This window comes from Paraburkholderia sp. BL6665CI2N2 (assembly GCF_004366535.1).
Lineage (GTDB): Bacteria > Pseudomonadota > Gammaproteobacteria > Burkholderiales > Burkholderiaceae > Paraburkholderia.
In genome coordinates this window covers 1-25,644 of record NZ_SORC01000001.1, presented here as the reverse complement: position 1 = coordinate 25,644, position 25,644 = coordinate 1, and the positions used below count along the sequence as shown (strand labels likewise).

Below are 25,644 nucleotides of genomic sequence, written 5' to 3'. Positions count from 1 at the left end.
TGGACGCGACGATGTTGGCGTCGCCCTGTGGGGACAACGGCCACCGCCACGCTTGTGTCGTTCAAGCTTACGGCGATAGGCCCGGCGTAGTCCTATCAGAAAGTGATTGCGTCAGTTGGACTGCAAACACCCTCATGCGCCTTATCGCCCAGATCGGGTTCATTGGGACGGGGTAGTTAAAAATGGGAACAGGCACTCGCTTTGTCAGGATATTGGTGCGAGCGTTGCTATTAATCGCCGCATTGTCTTCACTCCTGCTTGCCGTCCGTGCGTACGATTCGCGCACGGGGCCTCCGCTCGAACTCTGGCACACCTATGTACCCGAAGAATTGAGCGCTGGGCAAATCGATGGATCGGACTGGAACGCGTATCTCAGGCACGAAGACAGTCTTTTCGAGCAGGTGCGCCGGGAGGTCACGGACCGTTTGCCAACGTCGGCGCAGGTAATGTCGAATCGGTACTTTAAAAATAGTCCCATCTATCCGCCAGGTTTCGACCACGACTGGAACAGGTCATATGAGATGCTCCCGCCTGGAAAGCCCTTGGGCGCTGTCGTGCTGCTGCACGGTTTGACCGATTCTCCCTATAGTCTCCGGCACATTGCACGCATCTACGTCGCCCATGGATTTGTTGCAATCGGAATTCGCCTGCCCGGTCACGGCACGGTGCCCGCCGGGCTGACCGATGTCGACTGGGAGACATGGATGGCGGCAACGCGGCTTGCGATGCGTGAAGCCAGACGTCGAGTCGGGCCGAATTGCCCATTACAGATGGTCGGGTTCTCGAATGGTGGTGCGCTCGCGATGAAGTATGCACTGGACAGCCTCGAAGATAGTCGGCTGGACCGGCCAGAACGGATCGTGCTGTTCTCACCGATGATCGGTATTACACGTTATGCGCGTTTTGCCGGTCTCGCGTCACTTCCGGCGCTATTGCCACCATTTGCAAAAGCTGCGTGGCTCGGGATCGTGCCTGAATTCAATCCATTTAAATACAACTCGTTTCCGGTTAATGGTGCAAGGCAATCGCACCGGCTGACAGTGGCATTGCAGGAGGAATTGGCTCGTCTTGCGAGAATAGGACAACTTGCGAAACTTCCTCCGGTATTAACCTTTCAATCCGTTATCGATTCCACAGTAAGCACACGCGCGATCCTGACCGCGATGTACGCGAATTTCCCATCAAACGGAAGCGAACTGGTACTGTTCGACGTGAACAGACGGGCAAAGATGGGCCAGATTCTTAATCCGGCGTCACCACTGGCGCTATCACGCTTGATACCGCGGTTTCCTGTGGCATACCGGCTCACGGTCATCGCCAATGCTCCGTCGGGCTCCGAGAACATGAAGGAGCGCGTGGTCGAGCCGGGGAGCACGCAATGGCAAACGCGTGAGCTTGACCTCGTCTACCCGCCGCAGGTGTTCTCACTGTCACATGTCGCAATTCCTTTTCCACCCGATGATCCGTTGTATGGAACCCGCCAGGACGAGGAATCAGGCACGAAGTATGGCGCAGCACTCGGCACTCTCGTTCCACGCGGGGAGCGCGGAGGGCTGATTGTCAGTCTGGATACGCTCTTTCGAATCGCATCTAATCCATTCTTTCCGTACGTTTTGACGCGACTCGACGCGACCATCGGCGAGCCCGTGCGGCGATCGGGCACGTCCCGTCAGTCGTTCGATCGTTCGATGTCAACTCCGGCTGCGACGACTTCTGCAGATTCGCCGGGCATTCAAATGGACGGGATGAGCGACGATGCGGTGACCGAGGAGGATCTGTCTGCAGCGACACCTTGACCGTCGCCGGCGCGGATTTGATCGGTAACGGCCGCTGTGTCGTAGAGGAAAACCGGAAGGTGGGCTTGAATCGATAGTTCGCGTACTGCGAGGCTACTGCTCGACGCAAACGTCTTCAGGGGCGCAACCCTTACCTTATTTTTATGCCCGAACGTGCGGGGACCGGGCGAACCATCTTTGGCGAGGACGCTTCACTGTCCGTCCTTCTTTATGGCGTCCCATCGAGACGCTTAGACGAAGCGGCCACTAAACCCAGCGGAAAACGCGCTCAATGGTCCCTTGAGTTCGAGGTCTTCGCTCAGTTGATTTCGAAACACTTCTACCCGCGTATGCTGGTGCCATTCGGTACACCAACAGGTGTTTATAGCAATTCAAAGGGACTGTGACAAACTAAGTGCGGCAAAGCAGCAAACCCGAAATGCCGTGGGAGAAAGGCGATGAAGGATGCAAAGGTAGGTGCAAGTCCGACAGAGGCAAACAGGCAACATCATCTGGGAAACAGGGAGTACGAGAAAGAGCTCGCTCGCCTTCACGTCGAACTGGTCAAGCTCCAGCAATGGGTCGTTGCAACAGGCGCCAAGATATGTGTGATATTCGAAGGGCGCGACGGTGCGGGCAAGGGCGGTACGATCAAGGCGATTACCGAGCGCGTGAGTCCGCGCATATTTCACGTCGTCGCATTGCCAGCGCCATCCGACCGCGAAAGATCGCAGATGTATATGCAACGTTATCTGCCGCATCTTCCTGCGAGCGGCGAGATCGTCCTGTTCGATCGCAGCTGGTACAACCGAGCCGGGGTGGAACGGGTCATGGGGTTCTGCACCGAAGAACAGGCGAGGATTTTTCTGAAAGACGCGCCATTAGTCGAGCGGGCGGTGACTGATTCCGGCGTCATTTTGCTCAAGTATTGGCTTGAAGTCGGAATGGCAGAGCAGACGCGTCGGTTGGAAGCGCGTATTCATGATCAACGGAAAATCTGGAAGCTGTCACCAATGGATCTCGAGTCATACCAGCGGTGGTACGATTACTCCCGCGCACGCGACGAAATGTTCATGGCGACCGACACGGAGTTTGCGCCCTGGTACGTCGTGAAGTCGGATGACAAGAAGCGCGCACGCCTCGATCTCATTAGCCACTTACTAAGCAAGATTCCTTATGAGGAGGTGGCCCGAGACAAGGTGACGTTGCCCAAACGACAGAAGCCCGGAGATTACCAAGAGCCCGACTATCCATTCAGGTTTATCCCGGAGGTTCGCAGGTAACTTTCTGCTACCCGCCCCGCCGCGAACGCGGCGGTCGATGAAACGCGTGCAGTAGTTGTGAACCACGCCGACGCGACAGGCCGGCACAACTCGCAGGGTGTTCTGCCTTTCGGCAGCGGCGGGGGAGACATGGTGGTCAGAGCCCCAAAGCGGGTACATACTTGGCATGCGGCGCAGCATTGTCTTCCGTCGACGTGATCTCAACACTCGAACGGCTTTCCCGCAGAGAGGAGAACGGACAAGGAGGTCGCCATGACACCAATCCAGGGACTGTTCGCCGCGGCCTCCGCGGTTCTTCTTTTCCTTTACGGCCTTCAGGGCTTTAGTCGCGAACTGCAGGAAGTCGGGGGCACGGCGCTGCAGTCATGGCTCGAACGTGTGACAGCAAGCCGCTGGCTCGGGTTTCTGGTTGGTGCATTCGCCACAGCGATTGTGCAGTCAAGCAGCGCAATCACAGCGCTTGCGGTCACTCTTGTGGACGCGTCCGTCATTTCCTTCCGAGCCAGTCTGGGGATCCTGCTCGGCAGCAATGTCGGGACCACCGCAACCGCCTGGCTGGTCTCCTTCAAGCTCACGGGTATCGGACCGATATTCATCGTACTTGGGGCCTTGATTTCGATGTTGCCGATCCGCGCCAGGTACATCGGAAAAGCTGTTTTCTATTTTGGATTGATCTTCTTCGCGTTGGATCTGATATCCGCGGAACTGAGGCCTCTGCAAAATCGCCCGCAGTTCAAGGAATGGCTTGCACTTGCAGAGGCTCCGTGGGCAGGCGTGCTTGCCGGCTTGCTATTCACTGCGTTGGTTCAGTCAAGCAGCGTCACCACTGGTCTGGCAATTCTCCTCGTCCAACAAGGGGTGCTACCGCCGCAGGCCGCGATACCGATTGTCATCGGCTCGAACGTCGGCTCGACCTCAACCGCGTTGGTTGCAGGTCTCGGGATGAGTTCCATCGCAAGAGCCACGGCGATTACGAACTTTCTGTTCAATGCGACCGGAGTGCTGTGCTACTTTCCATTCCTGAGATCCTTTTCAAGAGCAATGGTGGATTTAACAACCAACCCGGGGATGGCGGTGGCATGGGCGCATCTGATATTCAATTTTACCGTCGCAATCTGCTTTCTTCTGGCGCTGACGTGGGTTGAACCCTTGCTCAGAAAGTGGCTGGGTGCCGAGGCTCGAAGTGCAGGTTCAGAGCCGGCGTCCTGAGTGGTCGCTATCACCGCCGCGTGAATTTTTGGCTCGGTGAGAGGAAGGCCATCGCTGACAGAGCGGTCGCGCGTCCGCGGTTCGTGCGCGGCGAACAGCAACTGATTCCATGTATCGGCGGGAGCAAGTATTTTTCCTGCGCACCCTGCGTCTTCATGGCGCCTCACAAGCCCCGCGCGACATGGCGCCTTGACGAAGTATTTGTGACCTTGCGCGGCGAGCCTTACCTGCTATGGCGCGCTGTTGATCAATACGGGGCTGTACTCGATATCCTGCTACAGAAGCACCGCGACAAGGCAGCAGCAAAGCAGTTTTTCAAGCGCGTGCTTGCCTCGTGTGCTGAAGCCACCGCGCAAGATCGTGACTAACCAGTTGCGCAGCTATCCGGCGGCGAAAGCCGAGATTCGCGAGCTCGCTCATATGAAGCACGTTTTCGTCAAAGCCAGCGCGCGAATCAATAGCCGCGCTGAAAACAGTTATCAGCCGGCGCGCGAACGTGAGCGACGCACGCGCGGCTTCCGCGATCCTGAACGCACGCAGGTTCTCTGGTCGAGCTTCGGTCCGATTCGTCAGCACTTCGCGCTCAAGCGACACCTGCTATGCGCCTCACTCTATCGCAAACAGATCGCCACACGCCTCGCCGCCTGGGATTGTTTCACTGAGGCCACCCAAAGCCCGTCCGTTTTCTGGGCAGGTGTCTGTCCTCTCCGCTATTGTGTCGCCAACAATTAATGTGACAGCGCCGCAGTGGGCAACCCGCGCTGCGATGACAGTTGATTTTCGCTCTCGACGCGCTCAACGATGGTCAGACGCAGGCGTCTGGCCTGCACCTGCGGCATCAAGGTACGCATCGACCGCGCTGCCTATGGTCGGATGGAAGCACGCATCGGGAAAGATCGGCGACAGCTCCAGGCGCCTGAGCTTGTCACGGACGGGGTCTTTCATCTCGGCGAAGTGCAGCTCGATGCCGCGGTCCTGTAACGTGCGGTGCAGCTCGCGCAGCATGTCGGCCGAGGTGACGTCCACGCTCGTCACCGGCTCCGCAGTCACGACGACTCGTTTGACGGGCGTAGTGGCCTGCTGCGCCGCCTCGATCACGCGCTCCTGGAACAATTCTGCGTTCGCGAAGAAGAGCGGCGCATCCCAGCGAAACAGCAGCAGCCCCGGAATCTGTGTCGCGTGCGGGTAACGCTTCATGTCATGATAGCCGCGCAATCCGTCGACGCGGCCGAGTACGGCGTAATGGGGACGCCATCCGTCCCATAGAAATTCGATGATAGCGATGACCACCGCAATGCAGATGCCGGGAATCGCGCCGAACACCGCGACGCCGGCGAAGCAGCAAATCGACAGCCAGAACTCCCATTGCTGAATGCGATAGATGCGCTTAAGCTCGCTGAACTCGAAGAGGCCGATCGCCGCGGCGATCACGACTGCGGCGAGTGCGCTACTCGGAAGATGGCGCAGCAGATTTGGTCCCGCGAGCAGAACGGCCGCGACCGCGAGCGCGCCGACGATGCCCGTCACCTGCGTCCGGGCGCCCGCAGCTTCCGCAACCGGCGTGCGCGATGAACTGCTGCTGATCGGAAAGCCTTGGAAGAGCCCGGTTGCGAGATTGGCGACCCCCAGTCCAATCATTTCCTGATTCGGATCGACTCGCATGTTGGAGCGCGCGGCAAACGTGCGCGACAGCACACTCGTGTCCGCGAAGGAAATCAGCGCGACCGCGCAACCGCCCAGCACGATGCGCCCGAAATCGACGTCGCTTACGACGGGCAGCGAGAACGTGGGCAATCCCTGCGGAATCGTGCCTAGTACTTTCACGCCCATGCGATCGAGCTGGAACACGCTCACGCACAGCGTCGCGAGCACGACGGCGACCAGGATGCCCGGCACCTTGTCAAAGCGCTTGAGCAACAGAATGAGCGCGAGACTGCCCGCGCCGACCGAAAAGCTATACCAGTTCGCCTGCCCGGCGCCGACAGCTTTGACGAGATTGAGCAGATCCCGCAGCGGCCCCTGATCTTCGAACGATATCGCAAACAGCTTCGGCAACTGGCTGATCAGTACCGTCAGCGCGATGCCGTTCATGTAGCCGTATCGAATCGGCGTGGACAGCAGCTCAGTCACGAAACCGAGCTTCAACACGCCGAAGACGACGCACACAAGTCCCGAGATGAGCGCCATCATGCTCGCCACGGCGATCGCGCGCGACGGCTCCCCCGACGCGCTCAGCACGACGACAGCGAGCACTGGTGCGGCGAGCGCGGAGTCGGGGCCAAGCACGAGAATGCGGCTTGGGCCGAAGATTGCATAGGCGAGCAGCGGGACAATGGTCGCATACAGGCCGCACACGCCGGGCACGCCCGACGCCTCAGCATAAGCGACGCCGACCGGAACGAGCATCGTGGTCAGCACAAGGCCCGCGGTGATGTCGTTCCTGAGCCACGTGGCGTGATAGCCCTTGAGCATCGCGACGCCGGGCACATAGCGCAGCCATCTTTTGGGGATGCTGTCGGCGCGCTGCCGTGGTTGAAGAGGTTGATCGGATGACATGGTTCGGCAGCCGTAAGGCGTCTAGTGACGAAAGCGCCCCGCACGATCACGTAGGGCGCGGTGATTGTGCGCTTGGACGCTCCGAACGGCAATCCGCGACGCAAGGAGAGCCCGAAGCCGACCGGCGAGCGTCGCGTCGTACATCATGCCGTGACGCCAGCAAAGGTCAGCAGCGCTCCCGCGCCCGGCTTTGCTGCTGCGCCTGAATGCAACTAACCGTCAAGTCTTGGTCAAAAACGACTCGCGGTTGCGCCGCTCAAAAAGTACCGGCAGGCCGGGGATACGGTATCGCTGCAAGGACCCGGATGACGCAAAGGCACACAACGTCGCACGCGGGCTCACGCCATCTGGCGCAACAGTCAACGGGAGCGCAAAAGCGAGCAGGAAACCTCGGGGTCGGCGTAATCGAAGACGCGCGGCATTGCGGCGCAAGCGATGCCGCAAGACGCCCATGTCATTCGCCAATCATCGCCCATACCCTTTGTGACGGGAGGGGTCGTGCACGCCATGCATGGTCCCCTTCCACGCATCGTCGGCGTGTCGCTGGGCATTTTTGAGTGTGCGCGTAATGCGAGCGTTGGCTTTGGGCTTGAACGCTAAAGTCAGGCCCGAAAATGCCCGTCGGACAGTTTTCGTGGTGACCATGGTGGGCTTCCAGTCATGTCGATGAAAGTAAGTTTACGCGGTTTTATGCTGCCTGTCGCGTGTCGACATCGACGACGCTCGGGCATACGCGCATGGGGTCGTCAGTGATGGCGCAGCCAATTCGGACACCTCCTCCGGTGCGACTGGCGCCCCGGTATGCGGGAGCAAGCCGAGCACGTGACAGTCGGCTCGTGTGACAGTCGGCATGATCTGCCGCCTGAATTTGACGGAGGAGGGTGATGGGGCATCGGCACCAGCGCAGCGAGGCGGTATTCGGTGGCCCGTGATACGCCCTGTAGAAAACGCCAATCTAAGCGGTGTCGTCAGTGGCGCGCCAACCCAGGTGCATCGCGCCGGCATTGGCGCTCTGAAACCGCGCTTCGCGTGGAACTTCATCGGTAGTCCAGCGCTTACGCCCGAGGAGTCCACCCGACGCGAGCAAGTTAAAGACGAGGGCGACCAGCCTTGCATCTTCCCTCGACCTATCGAGCGCGGAAAACGAACATCCCGGCGGCCTGGATCGCCGCGTGCGTCGCGCTCCTTCTGTTGCCGCCAACCGTCCTTGCCCGGGACGAAAAGCCAGGTATCGCCTTTTCCGAGATCGACCGCGACGCGCCGTCTCAGGCCATCCGAAGCATGAGTCAACATCCGAGTACCTCATCGACACTGCGCGAGTTAGCGCGGCGCAGAAACTCAATGGTACGGAGACGGGTGAGGCTTGGCGTAGCGGCAGCATGTCATGGCAGTTCTCATCGGACACGGCGCCGTAATTGGTCCGTCGTTTCACCAGTTACAGGCACCTCGGTGGGCTCACGTACTTGGCCCATGCCATTGACGGGCAGTACGGTCGATATGGCATGTTTAAAAACAAGTTGCGAACCTGAGCCAGACACTAGCAGAATTGAAAATCTGTCAAAGGCGGCCAGTTGACCGCTCAGTCTTATGCCGTTCACAAGGAACACGTTCACGGCGGCCTTGTTCTTTATAAGCATGTGCAAAAAATCATCCTGTACGTCCGGGCGTGTAGTCATGTTCGAAGTCCATGCGATAGATGCTTCGGTCGTACCGGCGATACCTGAAGCCACCGAGCCAGTCCAGACAAGTGCGTTAGTCTCACCCGGCGGCGCTGATCGCATGGCGCGAACACGGACCGGGTGCAGTTCTCCGGTCATTGCGAAGGTAGCATTATCGTTCTGCCCTAAGCGGATACTGCTCGAGCGCGCCAACCAGGGCGCGACACAAGTATTGCGAGGCAACGAGAATAAGATTGTTATTCTATCAACGAGCCACGTGAAAACCGCGCGCTCTTTCGACTAAAGTATTTAGTGAGGCACATCCGAATTGCCCAAAAAAAGGGCCGGCATGTGCCGCTGGCGTGTCGGGTTGGTTTCTCACAATTGACGAACTGAAACGCCTTAACAGATTGAAGGCGACCCATGGATATGCTGCAGGCCATACGTGCCTTTTCCCGAGTTGCATCAGTTGGCAGCTTTACTGCGGCAGCGCAAGAACTCAACCTCGTTACATCTCAGGTTTCGCGTGCTATCGCAGATCTTGAGACGCACCTGCAGGTACGTCTGTTGCAGAGGACGACCCGGCGCGTGGCATTGACTCAGGCAGGGGAGCGATATCTTTCGCACTGCGACGTGATCCTGAATCAGTTAGCACAGGCGGAGGCGGAGGCATCGGAAGTGGGCGCTGAACCGGCCGGGACACTTAGGATCGGCGTATCCGCGAGTTTTGACCGATATCACCTATCAGGGCTACTTTCGAGCTACCTGGAGCGATTCCCTCAGGTTTCGGCGAGCGTGACGCTGTTGCCGCAGATGCAGGACGCGCTGCCCGGCGACTACGACGTCGTACTGCTTTGCTCGTCCGAACCGCCCGGCCCTGGCATAGTCTCCGAGCGACTTGGGGCAGTTTCTTCGATCCTATGTGCTGCACCCGTCTATCTGGCGCGATACGGAGTGCCGAAGACGCCTTGCGACCTCAAACAACATCGGTGCTTTGATCACGCTGGCGACGTGTCATCCGGGCAATGGCAGTTCGAGGGGCCATTTGGCCACGAAACGTGTTCGGTCGGCGACCCGATTCTTCATAGCGACCTGAGCGATGTACTCGCTGATGCAATTGAGGCTGGTCTTGGTATAGGCCCATTGCCGCTGCGTGCGGGGATGCAAAAATTACAGGCTGGAACCATGATGCACGTCTTGCCCAGGTACAGGATGCAGGCGCGCAATGCCTACGTGCTTCTTTCTTCGCCGCGCTCCCACGACAAGAAGGTAAGTACATGGGTCGAATTTCTCAAGGAAACATTGCCCCAGCGTCTCGTACGGGACGAGGCCGCGTTCACGCCTCACCTGGCGCCGGCCTCTGGCGATGAAGCAATGGCCGCACACGACGTACAAAAAAGAGGAAACCAGGATACCTGATATGAAAGCTACTTTTGGAGTCGGAGGAACAGAGAGTGGATAGAGGTCTTAATCCGAGAAAGTGGTGACCGTCCACGGTGACGCGTCCTCTTGCGAAGTCGACAAGATGACAGCAGAAAAGCCAACCTTCGGGCTCGCGTCCTGGGGCCGGCTTCGTGCCGCGGCCAGACGTCACTGGCCGCATCCAATGCATTTCTCCTAGAACTTATGACGGATACCCAGGCTGATAATCGCTTGCGAGCTGGATCCTGCCGTTAATCCGTACGAGCCAACCGAAGCATCCGCAGTGACGTGACTACCATCGGCCGCTCGTTGCGTGCCGTTTGCGTGCTGGTAAGCGCCAATCAGGTACAGGTCGGTACGCTTCGACAGGAGGTAGTCCGCACCCAGCGAACCCTGGTGATACGTAGCCGACGTGTCGCCAGCGCCGTGCGTGTAGATGTAGCCCAAGCCGATCAGCATGGCAGGCGTGAGTTGGTAACCCGCGTAGCCGCCGGCGACGTGAAATTTCTCCTGATTCTGGAAGAGAGAGAAGCCGTCCGGCTTGTACTGCGCGAAGCTATAACGGATATTGAAAGTGAACGGACCCGTGACGTACTGGGCTGCTGCCGATGTGATGTCGATCGACTTGGCCGATGAGTATCCGCCGTTGATGGCTGAGTCGAACGTACCGTCGGACGTTGCGCTGGAGCCCCAGTGCGACAACGAATTGGTCGTGCTCGCACGGCCGGCCGCCGAGTTAGCGTTCTCCATGCGGATGTAACCGGCTGCAAAGCTCAACGGACCAAAGGCGTACGTCGCCGCGCCCGCCCACGTCTGGCCTGCGCCCGTTGAGCCCGCAACGCCGCCGAATGCATACATGCCTTCGAACTGGAAGCCGCTCCACACCGGCGATACGTACTTGACTGCGCTGTTGGTACGGGAGCTGTTGTCATTGTTGTCGACGTCGCCCGGCGTCGTGAACGTGCTGCCGAAGTAGTTATCAGCCGTCAGCGGCTGGACCATGTCGACAAGCGGGTCGTACTGGCGACCCAACGTGAAGGTACCGTACAGGTCCTGCGTCAGGCCGACGTACGCCTGGCGGCCGAACAGGCGACCGCCCTGGTTCAATCCGCCAGTGTTCACGTCGAAACCGTTTTCCAGCTGGAAGATAGCCTTCAGGCCACCGCCCAGGTCTTCGGTGCCCTTCATGCCCCAGCGGCTGCCCTGCAGGTTGCCGGCGTACGTTTGAAACAGATGATTGTTCGCCGAATCTGCGTGATATACGTACTGGATTGATTCATCGATCAAGCCATACAGCGTCACACTGCTCTGTGCATGCGCTGCGCCTGTTGCGCCGAGCAGCGCAAGCGAGAAGGTCGACAATGCGATTCGTTTCATGCGTTTCTCCCGGCAGGATGATTGTTGTTGCGAACATGAGGGTAACTCCGCATCGTTCGGTTACCGAAGCAAAAAAAGTAACCTGTCGTGAATTTCTGACACTGACGCACATTTGTCCGAGGAAAAGAATCGCCGACGGATCGATTTGGATTGCTCTGTTTCGGTGGTTTCTGTGGCGACCGCTTAAATTCATGCGCGTCACCTTGTGCTAAACGGTCGGCTGGCGCGGCGCATGAAAGACGTAGAAGGAAGCGCGAGAATGGGGGCAGATTCGTCAGGAATCCATTGCTTCCAGCATCGGCTCACGGCGATTGATCTCGAAGACAGGAACCCCCCGTCCACGATCTTCATGGGGTTCCATTTCGTCGGCGTCGAAATCGGGTGCCTGATTTATTCACTGAAGATGCCTGCCACTTCCTCGTACACGCACATGCGTGCACGTTAACCTCTGTTTCGCGACTCGCCAGAATAGGGAGCGCGCGAGTTGTGCCGTTTGTTACGGAAGTACTGCCAGATTTCAAAGAGTATCGATTGACCGTTTTTCCGCCGTTGAGCGATTTCCCGTCGGGAAGTGACACCCATGATGTGCATACGATGAATGCGTTTCTTGAAACGCAGATAATGAAAATTCCCGCCCAGTATTACTGGGTGCGTCGACGTTTCAAACATCGTCCACCGGGGATGCCCGCGGTATATTGATTGCGGACGCGACAGGTCATTTTTAAGGCAGCCAGCGAGCTCCCGATGCCCGCAAGTGAGACGATGAAAACATGCCCGGCAGCGACCCGACGGACGCGATCCGCGCATGAGGATCGGTGGCCAGGGTGCAGGCGACATCGACTGTCCGCGTGAAGACGCGGCTGCCGTCCCAGGGCCGAACATGATCCGACCCAGACCTTGATCGACCGCTATTTCCGCAGGCCGAACAGGAGAGGCAATCATGAAAGCATGCAACGTAGCGAATCTGCTCGCCGTGGTGGGCTGCGTGACGCTCACGTCGAACGGCTATGCGCAAGCCATCGACGCCATGGCAATCGCATCGACTCCGGCTGTAACTTCAGGAAAGGCGACAACAGCGGACAGGAAACGGGCTCGCGACGTACGTAAGGCGTTGTCGAACGCGCCCACCTTCAACGTGTCGAACGTATTCGTCAAGGCGCGCGCGTGGGAGTCTGAAATGAAAAAGTGGTTTGCGGCGCTGCTGGTCATATTCGCCGCGAGCTCGAATGCAGTTGGCGATTCGTCGATGAGCGAAACGGTCGAAGGCGTCGCAGCGATGAGTCAGGTCGGCGGCTTCGTCGTGCTACGGTCAGCGGATTACAAGTGCCGTTATTACGGTGGACTGCAGCAGACTGCTCGTGCCGCGTGGTACGGCAGAGCGCATCGCTGCACTGACCCAAGACGGAAAAGTCTATGACCGGACCACAGTTATCAGCTGGTCGGCATGCCTGCAAGCGAACGGAACCTACGTCCAAAAACACGTTTCATCAGGCGTCAACTGGCAGAACATCACCGAAGGCCCGCCTGAGCAGCGCGCGCGTCGAAGTATGACGTCGTATAGTCGATGAACGCCCGGACCTTCGCCGTCATCAGGCTCCGGTCCCGATATGCGAGCCTGAGTTCGGCGTCCCCGCTCATGAGCTCGAAGTCGGGCAGCAGCTGTACCAGCCGGCCATCGTCCAGCTCCTTGCCGACCATCGTCAGCGGCAACACGCCGAGACCAGCACCGCTCATTACCAGTTCCTTGTTCAACGCGGCGTTGTTGGTCGATACGTCGTGTTCGAGTGGCACGGCAATCTGTTCGCCACCGCGCCGGAACCGCAGTTGTGGTTCGCTGATCGAGGCGAGGATTGTCACGAAGCGGAATGCGGCGAGATCGTTGGGCCTTTGCGGCAGCCGGCGCCCCTGCAGATAGCTGGGCGAGCCCACCACGGCGAGGGGCAGGCGGCACAACGAACGGGTGATCGTCAGCTCGCTGGTCAGCATGAACGGCAGCACGATGCCGAGATCGAAGGCTTCCTTGATCAGATCCACTGTCCGTTCCGCGAGCGTCAATTCGAGCTGCACAGCTGGATACCGGGCACGGAACCCAGCGATCAGCGGTGGCAGCTCGATCAGCGCCGCAGTGGTGTGGGCGACGAGCCGCAGTACCCCTGCAGGCTCCCGTGCGCGCTCCCCGGCACCGGCCTCGAGCACGTCCAGTTCAGCAACCACGCGCGAGCAGCCGCCGTAAAACTCCTCCCCGGATTCAGTGAGTGCGAGGTGTCGGGTCGTGCGCTGAAAAAGACGCACGCCAAGCCTGGTTTCGAGCCCGGTGATCGCGCGCGAGACGACTGTCTTTGAGATGCCCAATGCATTGGCGGCGTGCGTGAAGCTCTGCATTTCGACGACGGTACAGAAGGTTCGCAGCGTTTCGAGATGGTCCATAAGTGTTCGCAATCCAGAGTGAATCGAAATTCAAAACCATACGGTTCAGTATAGTGAAACATACTGTTGCCGTCAACGTAAATAAACCATACAGTTCAGTTATGTTAAAGTCCGCACGTGTAAAGACGGAAGATTGATCAGATGTGTCGCCGCCGGCGGCGTCGTCGATTCGATCGTATAAACAAAAGGAGAGCCCGATGAGGGGCAAAACGGAAGCCAAGCGGCAGGCGATTGTTGACGCCGCGTTTGAGGTGTTCAGTGAGGTGGGATTCGAGCACGCGTCGATGTCCGAGATCGCGGCACGGGCAGGCGGTTCGAAAGCCACGCTCTACAGCTACTTCGAGTCGAAGGAAGAGATGTTCACTGAGTTCATGACCGCCGCCGCGGAGGAGGAAGTCGGAGCGGCGTTCGAGCTGCTCAAGACCTCCACGCCGGTTCGCGATGCACTGGCGAGCTTCGGCACGCACTATCTGGTTGCGGTGCTGAAACCGCAACTGCTCGCGATACGCCGTCTCGCGCATCGCGAAGGCGGCCGGTCAAAGATCGGCGCCCTGTTTTATGAGCGCGGGCCGAAGCTCGGCTGGCAAACGGTGGCTGTCTTCCTGGAGCAATTGATTGACGCCGGGCAACTGCGCAACTGTAACGCAGCCATCGCGACAGCGCATCTGCGCACGCTGTATGAGGCTGAGCTGATGGAGCTCTGCCTGTTTGGCGTGCCGGCCGATACCAGCCCCCGCAACATCGCGAAGGTCGTTCAGAGAGCGGTCGACGTGTTCATGGCCGCGTACGGGTCGACGGACGCCGCACAAACCACGCACTGATCATCGGGCTGCCGCCCGCATTGTCCGGGCGGCAGATCGGCATCCAGGGCAAACCGGGGGTCAATCCTTATAAAGCGCACTGGCCACATAGCGGCGGCGCAGGTCGCCCAGCAGCGCCGCAAGGATCGCACTGACCGGCAGCGCGAGCAGCACGCCAAAAAAGCCAAAAAGTTCGCCAAATGCAAGCAGGGCGAAGATCACCGCGAGCGGGTGTAGACCGATGCGGTTACCCACGAGTCTGGGAACAAGAAAAGAACTTTCGAGAACCTGCCCAACTCCGTACACGGCTGCGACTGCACCGATGCCGTACCAGCCGCCAAATTGCAGAAGCGCGGCAAGAAGGGCAAAGGCGAGTCCCAGGGCGAAACCCACGTAGGGGATGAACACCGCGAAGCCGGTGAAGAGTCCGATGGGCAGCGCAATGTCGAGGCCGGCCAGAGTCAACGCTACCGGGTAGAACACGGCGAGCACGCCCATCACAAGCAACTGGCCGCGCAAGTATTGCGACAACATGTGGTCCATCTCGGTCACGAGTCCCCGGACCTTGCAGACCCAGCGCCGCGGCACAAGACTTTCCATCCGCGCGAATATCTGGTGCCTGTCGTAAAGCTGATAGAAAAGGACAAGCGGCACCAGTATGAGGTTGCTGACAACAGGAAGCACGACGTTGCTGCCTGTACGCACGTACCGCCCGGCGGCGAGTATGACGGTCTGGCCGTTGCCGATCGTGTCGCCCGTCAGCAGGTGGCGGACTGCGGGCAGGTCGAGTGAGTAGCTGACGCCCAGCACTGCCAGCTTCGGTTGCAGCCACGCGTTCAGGCCGGCGATGAAAACGGGAACGTTCTTCGCGAGCTCGGGTCCTTCCTTGTGGATCACGGCGAACGCAAGCAGCGGCAGCAGGGTCAGGAGCGATGCGAACAGGAGCATCATCAGGAGCACGGCCACCGTACGCGGCACACGCTTGCGCACCAGCCACTCGACGCCTGGCTGCAACATGTACGCGACGAGCGCGCCGAGCAGGAATGGCGTGAGAACCGGTCGCAGGATCCATAGAAGAATACCGAGGCCAGCGGCGATGGCGCTCCAGACGAGAGCCTGGCGTTGATAGGAGGTCAGGGGCATGGTTGAGAGTCGTATTCGGGTGACCCGCAACTGACAGCGCAGAAAAGACTGCGGCGTATCGAGCAGGGTCATCAGTGTCGCCATTCAAATGAGCGGGGCGCGCACGCGCGCCCCCCGCGCTCAGTGCGCCTGCGACGTATCGGCCACACGCGTTGGTTTGGGCGCAATCCAGATCGCAAGTGCGCCAATGACAAAGCAGCATGCAATGCTGAAGAAAAGCTGGTTGGTGGCGAGCATCACCGCTTGCGACTCGACCATGTTGCTGATCTGAGCCTGCGCCTGATGTGCGCTCCAGCCTGAGCCCGTTAGCGAGGCCGCATAGTGGCCAGCCTGATCGACCAGGCCCGACAATTCCGCGCGGTTGTACTTGGTCTTGTTCTCCCACAACGTGTTGACGACCGAGGTGGCAATCGCTCCGCCGAAGGTCCGGCAGAAGCTCATCAGCCCCGCCGCCGAAGCCGTTTCGGGCTCGTCGACACTGCTCAACCCGAGGCTCGTCGTCGGGACGAAGAAGAACGGTAGTCCCACGCCTTGCAGCAACAGCGGCAACGCCACCTGCCAGAAGTCCATATCCGAATTCGCATGGGTGCGGAACAGCGTCACCGAGCCAAGCCACATCACGCCGGCAAACACGAGCCAGCGTCCATCGAACTTCGTTGACAGTTTGGCCGCAAGCGGCGCGGAGACGACCGCGAAGATGCCGGTGGTCGCCGTCGCGTAGCCGGCCCACGTGGCCGTGTACCCCATATTGCTTTGCAACCACAGTGGCGTGAGCACGGTGGCGCCGAAGTACGCGCCGAACGCCAGCGTCATGGTGACCACGCTCGCACCAAAGCCACGATGGCGGAACACCCGTAGATCGACGATGGGGTTACGCTCGGTCAGCTCCCAGATGAGGAAAGCCAGGAAGCCAATCACCGCAGTCACCGCGAGTACGCGAATTTCGAGCGAACTGAACCAGTCCTTATCCTTGCCCTCATCGATCATGATCTGCAGCGCCGAGACCCAGATGACCAGTAACACTAGGCCAACAGTATCGATCCGCATCCGTATCTTCTCGGATTCATAGCGCTTGAGCAGCATCCATCCGGCGTATGCGCAGATCAGCGACACCGGCACGTTGATGAAGAAGATGTAGGACCAGTGGTAGTCGTCGCAGATGACACCGCCCAGCACAGGCCCCATCACCGGCGCGAGCAGGGTCGTCATGCTCCACAGGCCGAGCGCAGCGGCCGTCTTCTCCTTCGGGAAGATGCGCAGCAGCAGGGTTTGCGAGAGAGGCATGAGCGGGCCGCCCGCGAGGCCCTGGAGCACACGGAACAGCACCAGCGTGGTGAGCGACGTCGCCATTCCGCACAGTGCCGAACCCAGTCCGAACATGACCAGCGCCGCGATGAACACGCGTACCGTCCCGAAGCGACTCGCGAGCCAGCCGGTCAGCGGAACCGTGATCGCTTCGGCCACCGCATACGACGTGATGACGTACGTGCCCTGGCTGGTCGAGGAGCCGAGTGCACCGGAAATGGTCGCCACGGACACGTTCGCAATGGTGCTGTCCAGCACCGCGACAAAGTTGGCGGCGGCGATCATCACCGCCGCGAGAATCAGCATGGGGCCGGACAGCGGCGGCAATGCGATGTCGTTGACCTGACTGGAAGACATGGCGGCGGATCCTTAGTGAGCGGGCGCGTCGTTGCCGCCGCGCGTGTCGACCGTCGCTTCCATCGACAGGTTGATGCCGAGCGGGTGCGCGCGAAGCTCGGCCGGATCGATCCTGACGCGCACCGGCAGGCGCTGCACCACCTTGATCCAGTTGCCGGTCGCGTTCTGCGCGGGAATCATTGCGAACGCCGAGCCTGAGCCGCCGGCCAGGCCCGCGACCTTGCCGTGATAGACGACCTTGCTGCCGTACAGGTCCGACTCCAGTTCCACCGGCTGTCCGATGCGCACCTTGCCGAGCTGCGTCTCCTTGAAATTGGCATCGACGTAGACGGATTCGATCGGCACGACCGACATCAACGCCGCGCCGGTCTGAACGCGCTGCCCCACCTGAACCTGGCGGCTCGCGACGACACCGTCGACCGGCGCGCGCAGCACGGTGCGCTCGAGATCGACGCGTGCCTGATCGCGCTTCGCACGTGCGAGCAGGACCTCTGGATTGGTTTCGACCGTCGTGTCCGCAATCAGTACCTTGTTCGCTTCGAGCGAGCCGACTGCGGCGTCGCGGCTTGCCTTCGCCTGCAAGGCCGCAGCGCGGGCTGCGTCGAGCGCCGCCCTGGCGGTGGCAAATGCGGCGCGCGCGTTGCTCAGCTCTTCACCGGATACGCTCCCGGTGTGGCTCAGTACTTCGCGGCGCTGCAGGTCGATCGCCGCGCGGTCAAAGTCGGCCTGGGCCGATGCGATCTGCGCGGCCATCCGGGTCTGGTCGGCTGAGCGCGCACTGACCTGCGCGCTCAGTTGCGTATCCGTCGCGACATAGCCGCGAACTTTGCGTTCGGCGCGGCCCACATCGGCCTCAGCCTGCGCGAGTGCAATCTTTGCGTCGGTGTCATCGATGACCACCAATACGTCGCCCTTATGTACCTGCTGTGTATTCACGACCGGAACGCTCCTGACGATCCCGCTCACCGCCGGCGTGATCGACGCGACTTCGGCTGCGGTGTAGGCGTTATCGGTCGACACGTGGTGCGACGCGATGAAGTGCCAGTAGCTTGCGTAGGCGAGACCGGCGACGAGAATGGCGCCGCCGAGCAGCGCGAACAGCTTCTTGCGGTTCGAAGGGGGAGCGGGGGCCGCGGCACCGGTATCGGCGGGAGCAGCGGAAGCAGCGGAAGCGGGCGAGTCCGGCATCAGCGACTCGCTGGTTTTGACGAATTGGGTTTCAGACATGATCGGAGTCCTTGAAATCAGCTTTGCTTGTTGGGATGGGTTGCGTCGGTCGCGGCCGGCGTGCTGGCCTGATATCCGCCGCCGAGAGCGCGCACGAGCGCGACATCGAGCGAGAAGGTGCGCGAGCGGATATCGGCGAGCTGGCGCTGTGCCGACGTCATCGTGTCGGCGGCGTTCAGCACCTCGAGATAACCGGCAAGGCCGGCGCGATAGCGATCGAGCGCGACCTGGTGCGCCTGGGCTGCGTCGTCGTAGGCGGCTTGGGTCGCTTGCAGCCGGTCCGCCAGCGCGCGTTTGCTTGCGGCCACGTCGGCCACGTCGTGCAGCGCCTTCGTCAGCGTTTCGTCGTAGTTCGCGACCGCCTCGTCGTAAGTCGCCCGCGCGCCGCGCAGTTCGCCGCGCAAACGTCCGCCATTGAAGATGGGAAGTGTGATCGCCGGACCGAAGTTGCCGGCCAGCGAAGCCGCGTTCGTCAGCATGTTCAGGCCAAGCGACTGGAAGCCGATCGACGCGCCGAGCGTGATGTCGGGATAAAACCCGGCTCGCGCGACGTCGATCCGCTTCGCCGCCGCCTCTACACGCAGGCGTGCAATCACCACGTCCGGACGGCGGCCAAGCAGGCCGAGTCCAAGGTTGGCGGGCATCTCGGCGGGCTGCGTCAGATCGACGGCCGGCGGTGCGATGCGCAGGCCGCGGTCGGGACCGGCGCCCATCAGCGCGGCGATCTGGTTGCGCTCGAGTGCCACCGATTCATCCAGCGCGAGAAGGTCGGCCTGCGCGCTTTGCTGCTTCGACTCCGCCTGCTTCACACCTGCCTGCGTTTCGAGCCCGTTGGCGAAGCGCTCACGGAACAGCTGTGCGGATTGCGTGCGCACCTGCAGTGCCGCCTGCGCACTGTCGCGCTCGGCGAACAGACGCGCGAGGTCGGCATACGCTGCCGCGATCGACGCCGAGAGAACCATGCGGGCCTGTGCGGCATCGGCGCGTGCGGCGTCGAGCTCCGACGTAGCGGCGGCCAGCGCCGCGCGATTCTTGCCCCAGAAGTCGATTTCGTAGTTGAAATTCAGCTCGGCGCTGCCGTAGGGGCGCCATCCGTGGGGAACGAAATCCGAGGGAATACCGTTGTTGTAGCTCTGTTTTTTCTTCTGGACCGAGCCGTCCGCGTCGATTTCGGGCAGCAGCGCCGCGCCGGCCACCTGCGCCGACGCCTCGGCGTTATGCAGCCGCGCCTGGGCGGCCGCCAGTGTCGGCTCATCCTGGAGCGCTTCTCCGATCAGCGCGTTCAGTTGCGGATCGTTGTAGCCGAGCCACCACTGATCGGTAGGCCACGCTGACGCCGAGCTGCCCTGTTTGCCGCCGACCGCACTGAGACTCTGCGCAGTCTCATAGCTGCTGATGTCTTTCGTGACCGGCTTCTGCGGCATGTCGGGCAGTTGCGCGCAAGCGCTCACCACCATCGCGAACGCGAACGCGACGGCCAGCCTCACCGGTTTCACCTGACTCCGAATGTCCGTGCTCTCTTGCATGATCTCCTGCTCCCTTCGCTCCTTTACGATACCGGGCAGTCTAGTTATACGGATCTTGCCTGTCAACAGAAATAAACTGTACGGTTCAGATATGATAAGATCACACCATTGGAAGTCGAAGGCCGGTCACGGTGTCGCCGCCGGCCATGTCGTTGATCGGTCTTGCAGAGAGTGGGAGGGCATTGAAAATGAGGGTGAAGACAGAAGAAAAGCGGCAGGCGATCGTCGACGCCGCGTTCCAGGTGTTTTGCGAAGTGGGGTTCGAACGGGCATCCATGTCCGAGATCGCGGCGCGGGCAGGCGGATCAAAAGCCACGCTCTACAGCTATTTCGAGTCCAAGGATCTGATGTTCGCGGACGTCATGATGGCCGCCGCGGAGGAAGCCAAAGTAGCGACGGAGCTACTCAAAACCTCGCTGCCGATTCGCGAGACACTGCTGAGGTTCGGCAAGCACTATCTCGCCGCCACGCTCAAGCCGCAGATACTGGCGGTGCGCCGTCTAGCAAATCACGAAGGCGGCCGCTCGCACGTCGGCGCCCTGTTTTATGACCGCGGGCCGAAGGTCGGCTGGCAAATGGTGGCTGACTTCCTGCAGCAGGCGATTGACGGCGGGCAGCTGCGCAGCTGTAACGCAGACGTCGCGACCGCGCATCTGCGCGGGCTATATGAAGCGGAGTTGCTGGAGCTTTGCCTGCTAGGTGTGCCGGCGGATACCAGTTCCCGCAACGTCGCCAAAGTCGTTCAAAGAGCGGTCGACGTGTTTCTGGCCGCCTATGGGCCGACGGACAAAGGTGACGTCGCATAGGCAGGCGCCTGAACTCGGGCGATGGCAGGCGAACCGCCACCGTTTCGCCAGGTGGGCGGCTCCGTCCAACCCCCAGTCTATTGCTCGACCAGCCACGGTGTCGCGGCCAGCGAGTTGCGGACGTCATATGGCAAACACCGTCATGCATCGCATGCATGCCTACCGCGACGAACAGAATCGGGGTAGGCGCGACAATCGCCAGTCTCTCAGGTATGGTTGCGGTGCTTGCGCGGCCATACGGGTTATTTCGGAAGCTGGGTCGGTACTTGGGTCGGTACTTGGGTCGACGCTTGTGTCGGAAGCTGGTTCGGAAGCTGGTTTGGAAGTTGCGGAAGCTGTGGAGGGTGCGGAAGCTGCGGCCCACCCTGTGAAAGCTGCTTCGTGGGGGACTGTCCGGTGGAGGGAAGCTGCTGCGATGGGAATTGCTGCGGCAGATTGCTTTGCGCAAGCACAGATGTGCTGGTAAGGAATGCGAACAGTACGGCGAAGGTCTTTTTCATTTCAATTTTTCCAGCTGGTTGTCCTGAATTTGATGCGATTGGCAGCCGCAGGCCGTATCAGAGCGCGGCCAGGATTGCCTTGTACCGCCAGGGCGCCGTTGCGGTACTGAAGTCGACGGATCGATTCGACGCTACGTTGTCTGAGGGGCGGGAAGCGGACGAACTATCCACCCCGCCGTAGTTGTTGAACGCCTGTCGTTGGGCTTCTACGCGGGCTAACACCGCCTGAAAGTCCATTGCATGTCGTGTAGCGGCACTCGTGCGGTCGTGGTAGCCGACCGTTTGACCCTCAACCGCTTTACGCTGAACCGTTTGCGCAGCCGCTGGCTCATACTTTTGGGGGGGCATCGCTGTTAGCGAACGCGGCGGTCGAGAAGGACAGGAGTGACGCGACAACAGGGGCGGGGAGGAAGGTCTTCGGCTTTTGCATGATCAGACTCCATATCCAGCGTCGTGCAGGAGACGCGGTGTTTGGGGAACAACGGTCTGGCGAGGCATGAGTGCTGTTTGCCAGTTCGTTGGTGCCAGTTTAGTCAGTTACCGTCTGCTTACAAGCATCCCCCGGAGCAACGGAGAGTTGCCGTCGCTGCAAGCCTCGCAGCCGATTGCCCTGAAGTGCCGCGCGCTTCTATACCGTGTCCGAAGGCACGGACGCTGCGGACCATCTGAATGACACGTACCGCAGTCGCTTCGGCGGTTTCAAACTGGGCGTCACGTCAACGATATCAGCCGATCGAGCGTGGACGCCTCGACAGAGGTTCGTTAATAAGACCGGACGTGAGTATGGAATAGCTTCCGCTTGTTGTTCTGCTGCCCGCGATTCGCGGTTCACGCAAACCCCGTGTATTGAAGATCTCGCAACTCATAGTTGCGCGCGTCGAATGATGGCGCGCTTTGCTTATACTGCATCCACTCATACACACTTCGCTATTTACGCAGGAATGCTTATGGCACACCAAAACATGTTCCAGGTCGAATCATCGAACACGGAAGTCATTCATGAAGTCGTTCAGCATGCGTTGCGCAGCGCTGCTACGGCCGCCACCACGAATGGGGCTATCGATGTGCTTGGCCAGGCGCTAATCGAGGTCGAGCGCCTAGCCGCGCAGACGAGCGTCCTCACGCATTGACCCCTCCGCGCGTCTGCCGCCGTCCGCGAGCCGGACGGCAACGCAGCGCGCGGCGCATTGCGACCGCCGGTGCAGTGCGCTTGCATTTTTCTAAATCTACGACGATGTTAATCATCAAATATGATATTGGTATCATATTTAGACCCGTCCACGAAATGGCATAGGAGAGTCGTCTCCAACGCCAGCGCACGCTGTATCAACCGCGGAGATGTCACTCATAACTGTTCGACCAAAACCTGAACGATTCGCTGCATCGGTGGCAGGAATGATGCGACGATCGCGCTTCTTTTTCGCCTTGCTGTGCCAGTTCCCGCTCGCTGCGATGGTCTGCGGTTGCTCCACGATCGTGATGCCGACACCTCGGGTCATTGCGATTGTCGTTCCCGCCATGGCTGCACCGGCGATGACGCCGCAGCCCCATCCGAAGGCGCCTCCATTGTGGATTTAGGTCGCCGGGCGACCCGGCGGGCGTTCGCAGATAGGCACCCGCACGCCGGCGACACCGCAAGACCCGTCACGTCAACAGGGTAATGCCAGGATGACTCGCAGCGCCGCTAAAGTTGCGACGCGAATCTGACGGATGCGCCGGCGGGCGACCGCATCATCGCCGGGTCCCGCGGTTAAGACGGTGGCTTCCGCCGACACTTCGACCCAGCGACGAAAGCCACTCGATCATCCTTGCGGAGATCTTTGCGTGCCGGCTTTGGGCGGCTGTTCGGATTCTTCGGTGCGCTGCTGGCTTTGCCGGTCAGCACCATCCTCGCATCGTCATTGCGGGAACTGCGCCGTCGCTATCTCGTGAGTGCCCTTTACCAGATCTGACCGGCGGCGCGTTCGTCTGATCAGAAGTGCGGCGCGATCGCGCCACCGTCCGATTCTGTATCTTGGCCGTGCGCCCGCAGATGCGAAGGGGCGCAAAGCTCGCGCTAATCACGCCTTCACGGCAAGGTCTGACCGGCGGGAACGCTGGGCAGTGGACGTCGTGCGATGCGCTCGGCCTCTACACGTGGGAGACCGAACGCCTGCAACACGATGGCGGCGGTTCGCTGCGCAAACTTCTCCTCCTTCGAGCGAAGCGCTTTTCGCGCACGAACTGTGCGCTTCGACGAGAGGGCTAATTGCAGTTCGCCCGCAATTCCCGCGAGCACCGTGCCGATCACGGAGATAACGGACACGAGCCGATCCGCGATCACAAAGCGCCTTTCTGAAATGCCCTTCTCGCTGTCGCGCAGCAGGCGCAGGCCGAGACCCCTGCTGAGCGCGCGCGGCGACAAGCCTTCGCGGATGAGAAGTTGCCCCCAAACCGGCTCGCGGTGGGCCCGCAACAGCGTATGACGCACTGAGACGGCGATCACTTCCGCCGGATCGGACAACCCCGCAGCGAGGCGATCGAGCGAATTTGCGAATTCCTCGAACAGCCATTCGATCAGCGCCGTGAAGATGCCTTCCTTTGACTCAAAGTGGTTGTAGAAAGAGCCGAACCCGACGTCCGCTGCCGCGGTGATTTCGTTAATGGTCACGGAGCTCAAGCCATTGGCCGCCACCAGTTGCAGCGCAGCGTCCAGCAGGCGGGCGCGCGTCTCGCGTTTGCGACGGGCGCCGCGCGGGAAGCTCCCGTTGACGGCGTCGCGAGATGCGACTGGCGCCTTGAGCGCGCGTGCGCGCCTGGTGCGCGGGTTTAGGGCGTCTGGCATGTCGGCTCCGTAATCTTATTTGTTCGATGTTCATATTCTAGATTTATATGTCATGGTTGACAAGTCTATCAGTAATGGGTCTAATCTCATTCCGACCGCCCCGCAACCGGACGTACGCAGAGCTGATTAATGGCGACGGAGCGAAAAAATGCCTTTCCGGTCTCGCCAAGTCTTCGGGCGAAACTGACAGGCTGGCAGATCATTGCGCCTAGGCATAAGCGGGCGCGGCGTCGACCACTGACAGCGTGAGTCGTACCCGGGTGGCGTGCCCCGATATGTACGTCTAAAGAAGGACAACTAACGTATCAACAGAGCTGGTTTTGTAGGTCCTCGCTGATAGCAAACTGTGCTTACTGGCACTTCAGGTTTGCACCGCATGAGGAAACTTTCTTACTTGGGTTATTGCCCGTCTTGTGAACATCGTGAAACATTCCGGCCTTATCGCGCAGGCGCCCGCGCGTTGCTTCTTACCTTCCTTCGTCCAATCTCTGCAATGCGCACGCGTGGCGCTTGCGGCCTGCTGCGCGGTCCTGTTCTCGGCTTGCCACCCGCGGGAAGCGGCCGCTCCGGAGCCGAAGCCCGTGGTCGCCGTGGCCGTGCACGCTGACGGGCGCACGGTAAGTGCTTCGCTGCCGGCTCAGGTGCAGGCTCGCTACTCCACGGCGCTTTCGTTCAGAGTGGGCGGTAAGATCATCGAACGGCGCCTTCGTCTCGGCGACGCGGTCAAGGCGGGGCAGGCCGTTGCGCTCCTCGATCCGACGGATCTGCGCAGTAACCTGGCGAACGCGCGAGCGCAACTCGATGCCGCCGAACACCGGTTTGTCTACGCGACGCAGCAGCTCAATCGGGATCAAGCGCAGGCGCAAGCAAACCTGATTGCACCTGCGCAGCTTGAACAGACGCAGGACGCGTACGCTTCCGCTACTGCGCAGCGCGACTCGGCGCTCGCGCAGATGGCGCTCGCGTCGGACAATCTGCGCTATGCGACGCTGACAGCGGACCACGACGGCGTGATTACGTCGGAGGACGCCGACACGGGCCAGAACGTTCAGGCAACCCAATCCATCTATCACCTCGACTGGACAGGCGACGTAGATGTCGTCTGCGACGCACCCGAGCGGACGCTCAGTTCGCTGACAGTCGGCAGCATGGCGCGCGTAACGCTATCGGCGCTACCCGGCAAGACCTTCGAGGCCCGCGTGCGCGAGGTGTCGCCAGGTGCGGATCCGCAAAGCCGCACCTGGCGCGTCAAGCTTACCCTGAACGCTCCCACCCCTGAAGTGCGCCTCGGCATGACGGCCACCGTTGCGTTCGATATCGTCGGTGGCGCGTCGGGCGCACAGCCGTTCACTGTGCCGGTGACGGCGCTCTTTCATCAGGGCGAGAACCCCGCAGTCTGGGTGGTGCGTGCCGGCACCGATACGCTCGAGCTGCGCCCTGTGACGGTGC

At 60.5% G+C, this 25,644-nt stretch carries 18 protein-coding genes and 3 pseudogenes; 12 read left to right on the top strand and 9 right to left on the bottom strand.

Annotation, left to right across the window (positions count from 1 at the left end; all coding sequences use genetic code 11):
* Positions 1-182: 182 nt before the first annotated feature.
* From B0G81_RS00115 to B0G81_RS00100, 4 genes and pseudogenes are all read left to right on the top strand, one after another.
* Positions 183-1,796, top strand: a complete 1,614-nt coding sequence (locus tag B0G81_RS00115; protein WP_134132235.1) for an alpha/beta hydrolase — start codon at positions 183-185, stop codon at positions 1,794-1,796.
* A gap of 437 nt (positions 1,797-2,233) precedes the next feature.
* Positions 2,234-3,058 carry a polyphosphate kinase 2 gene (gene ppk2 / locus B0G81_RS00110; RefSeq protein ID WP_134132230.1) on the top strand — a complete coding sequence of 275 codons (825 nt, stop codon included), beginning with the start codon at positions 2,234-2,236 and terminating at the stop codon, positions 3,056-3,058.
* A 252-nt stretch (positions 3,059-3,310) separates the two neighbouring features.
* On the top strand, positions 3,311-4,267 hold the full coding sequence (locus tag B0G81_RS00105) for a Na/Pi symporter (RefSeq protein WP_106284684.1): 957 nt from the start codon (positions 3,311-3,313) through the stop codon (positions 4,265-4,267).
* A gap of 179 nt (positions 4,268-4,446) precedes the next feature.
* Positions 4,447-4,999 (top strand): annotated as a pseudogene (locus tag B0G81_RS00100) (DDE-type integrase/transposase/recombinase); the annotation flags it as partial.
* Positions 5,000-5,062: 63 nt separating this feature from the next.
* Here the strand turns inward: B0G81_RS00100 and sulP are convergent.
* Positions 5,063-6,823: a sulfate permease gene (sulP, locus tag B0G81_RS00095; RefSeq protein WP_134132226.1), complete on the bottom strand. Its 1,761-nt coding sequence runs from the start codon at positions 6,821-6,823 to the stop codon at positions 5,063-5,065.
* A 1,394-nt stretch (positions 6,824-8,217) separates the two neighbouring features.
* Entirely contained in the window at positions 8,218-8,499 is a 282-nt protein-coding gene (gene hfq, locus B0G81_RS00085; RefSeq protein ID WP_134132222.1) for an RNA chaperone Hfq, read from the bottom strand.
* Between the two features lie 405 nt (positions 8,500-8,904).
* On the opposite strand from hfq, the gene B0G81_RS00080 reads away from it, so the two are divergent.
* Positions 8,905-9,900 carry a LysR family transcriptional regulator gene (locus B0G81_RS00080; RefSeq protein WP_134132218.1) on the top strand — a complete coding sequence of 332 codons (996 nt, stop codon included), beginning with the start codon at positions 8,905-8,907 and terminating at the stop codon, positions 9,898-9,900.
* Positions 9,901-10,098: 198 nt separating this feature from the next.
* Here the strand turns inward: B0G81_RS00080 and B0G81_RS00075 are convergent, their stop codons facing one another.
* Positions 10,099-11,280, bottom strand: coding sequence for a porin (locus tag B0G81_RS00075; protein ID WP_116123655.1), 1,182 nt, complete (start codon positions 11,278-11,280; stop codon positions 10,099-10,101).
* Between the two features lie 304 nt (positions 11,281-11,584).
* On the opposite strand from B0G81_RS00075, the pseudogene B0G81_RS00070 reads away from it, so the two are divergent.
* Positions 11,585-11,979: pseudogene (locus B0G81_RS00070) on the top strand (lipid A biosynthesis lauroyl acyltransferase); the annotation flags it as partial.
* A gap of 241 nt (positions 11,980-12,220) precedes the next feature.
* A pseudogene (locus tag B0G81_RS00065) lies at positions 12,221-12,442 on the top strand (BON domain-containing protein); the annotation flags it as partial.
* Positions 12,443-12,789: 347 nt separating this feature from the next.
* Here B0G81_RS00065 and B0G81_RS00060 read toward each other — a convergent pair.
* Positions 12,790-13,707: a LysR family transcriptional regulator gene (locus tag B0G81_RS00060; protein WP_134132214.1), complete on the bottom strand. Its 918-nt coding sequence runs from the start codon at positions 13,705-13,707 to the stop codon at positions 12,790-12,792.
* Between the two features lie 197 nt (positions 13,708-13,904).
* Here B0G81_RS00060 and B0G81_RS00055 point away from each other — a divergent pair, with 197 nt between their 5' ends.
* Positions 13,905-14,528, top strand: a complete 624-nt coding sequence (locus B0G81_RS00055) for a TetR/AcrR family transcriptional regulator (protein ID WP_134142944.1) — start codon at positions 13,905-13,907, stop codon at positions 14,526-14,528.
* Between the two features lie 60 nt (positions 14,529-14,588).
* Here B0G81_RS00055 and B0G81_RS00050 read toward each other — a convergent pair whose 3' ends face one another.
* From B0G81_RS00050 to B0G81_RS00035, 4 genes are all read right to left on the bottom strand, one after another.
* A complete protein-coding gene (locus B0G81_RS00050; protein WP_134142943.1) occupies positions 14,589-15,665 on the bottom strand; it encodes an AI-2E family transporter in 1,077 nt (358 codons plus the stop codon).
* A 105-nt stretch (positions 15,666-15,770) separates the two neighbouring features.
* Positions 15,771-17,312, bottom strand: a complete 1,542-nt coding sequence (locus B0G81_RS00045) for a DHA2 family efflux MFS transporter permease subunit (protein WP_134132209.1) — start codon at positions 17,310-17,312, stop codon at positions 15,771-15,773.
* A gap of 12 nt (positions 17,313-17,324) precedes the next feature.
* Entirely contained in the window at positions 17,325-18,539 is a 1,215-nt protein-coding gene (locus B0G81_RS00040; RefSeq protein WP_134132206.1) for an HlyD family secretion protein, read from the bottom strand.
* Positions 18,540-18,556: 17 nt separating this feature from the next.
* A complete protein-coding gene (locus tag B0G81_RS00035; RefSeq protein WP_134132202.1) occupies positions 18,557-20,065 on the bottom strand; it encodes an efflux transporter outer membrane subunit in 1,509 nt (502 codons plus the stop codon).
* A 188-nt stretch (positions 20,066-20,253) separates the two neighbouring features.
* Between B0G81_RS00035 and B0G81_RS00030 the strand changes: the two genes are divergently transcribed.
* From B0G81_RS00030 to B0G81_RS45295, 3 genes are all read left to right on the top strand, one after another.
* Positions 20,254-20,871, top strand: coding sequence for a TetR/AcrR family transcriptional regulator (locus B0G81_RS00030; RefSeq protein WP_116122277.1), 618 nt, complete (start codon positions 20,254-20,256; stop codon positions 20,869-20,871).
* A gap of 1,447 nt (positions 20,872-22,318) precedes the next feature.
* On the top strand, positions 22,319-22,501 hold the full coding sequence (locus B0G81_RS00015; RefSeq protein WP_134132194.1) for a hypothetical protein: 183 nt from the start codon (positions 22,319-22,321) through the stop codon (positions 22,499-22,501).
* A 690-nt stretch (positions 22,502-23,191) separates the two neighbouring features.
* Positions 23,192-23,323 carry a hypothetical protein gene (locus B0G81_RS45295; protein WP_279590457.1) on the top strand — a complete coding sequence of 44 codons (132 nt, stop codon included), beginning with the start codon at positions 23,192-23,194 and terminating at the stop codon, positions 23,321-23,323.
* Positions 23,324-23,439: 116 nt separating this feature from the next.
* Here B0G81_RS45295 and B0G81_RS00010 read toward each other — a convergent pair whose 3' ends face one another.
* A complete protein-coding gene (locus B0G81_RS00010; RefSeq protein WP_116122275.1) occupies positions 23,440-24,195 on the bottom strand; it encodes a TetR/AcrR family transcriptional regulator in 756 nt (251 codons plus the stop codon).
* A gap of 581 nt (positions 24,196-24,776) precedes the next feature.
* On the opposite strand from B0G81_RS00010, the gene B0G81_RS00005 reads away from it, so the two are divergent.
* The coding region (locus B0G81_RS00005) for an efflux RND transporter periplasmic adaptor subunit (RefSeq protein WP_347877437.1) at positions 24,777-25,644 on the top strand (868 nt) is incomplete at its 3' end.

Coding starts and splice junctions, on each gene's coding strand:
- B0G81_RS00115 (WP_134132235.1), top strand. CDS start 183: ATGGGAACAGGCACTCGCTTTGTCAGGATATTGGTGCGAGCGTTGCTA.
- ppk2 (WP_134132230.1), top strand. CDS start 2,234: ATGAAGGATGCAAAGGTAGGTGCAAGTCCGACAGAGGCAAACAGGCAA.
- B0G81_RS00105 (WP_106284684.1), top strand. CDS start 3,311: ATGACACCAATCCAGGGACTGTTCGCCGCGGCCTCCGCGGTTCTTCTT.
- sulP (WP_134132226.1), bottom strand. CDS start 6,823: ATGTCATCCGATCAACCTCTTCAACCACGGCAGCGCGCCGACAGCATC.
- hfq (WP_134132222.1), bottom strand. CDS start 8,499: ATGACTACACGCCCGGACGTACAGGATGATTTTTTGCACATGCTTATA.
- B0G81_RS00080 (WP_134132218.1), top strand. CDS start 8,905: ATGGATATGCTGCAGGCCATACGTGCCTTTTCCCGAGTTGCATCAGTT.
- B0G81_RS00075 (WP_116123655.1), bottom strand. CDS start 11,280: ATGAAACGAATCGCATTGTCGACCTTCTCGCTTGCGCTGCTCGGCGCA.
- B0G81_RS00060 (WP_134132214.1), bottom strand. CDS start 13,707: ATGGACCATCTCGAAACGCTGCGAACCTTCTGTACCGTCGTCGAAATG.
- B0G81_RS00055 (WP_134142944.1), top strand. CDS start 13,905: ATGAGGGGCAAAACGGAAGCCAAGCGGCAGGCGATTGTTGACGCCGCG.
- B0G81_RS00045 (WP_134132209.1), bottom strand. CDS start 17,312: ATGTCTTCCAGTCAGGTCAACGACATCGCATTGCCGCCGCTGTCCGGC.
- B0G81_RS00040 (WP_134132206.1), bottom strand. CDS start 18,539: ATGTCTGAAACCCAATTCGTCAAAACCAGCGAGTCGCTGATGCCGGAC.
- B0G81_RS00035 (WP_134132202.1), bottom strand. CDS start 20,065: ATGCAAGAGAGCACGGACATTCGGAGTCAGGTGAAACCGGTGAGGCTG.
- B0G81_RS00030 (WP_116122277.1), top strand. CDS start 20,254: ATGAGGGTGAAGACAGAAGAAAAGCGGCAGGCGATCGTCGACGCCGCG.
- B0G81_RS00015 (WP_134132194.1), top strand. CDS start 22,319: ATGGCACACCAAAACATGTTCCAGGTCGAATCATCGAACACGGAAGTC.
- B0G81_RS00010 (WP_116122275.1), bottom strand. CDS start 24,195: ATGCCAGACGCCCTAAACCCGCGCACCAGGCGCGCACGCGCGCTCAAG.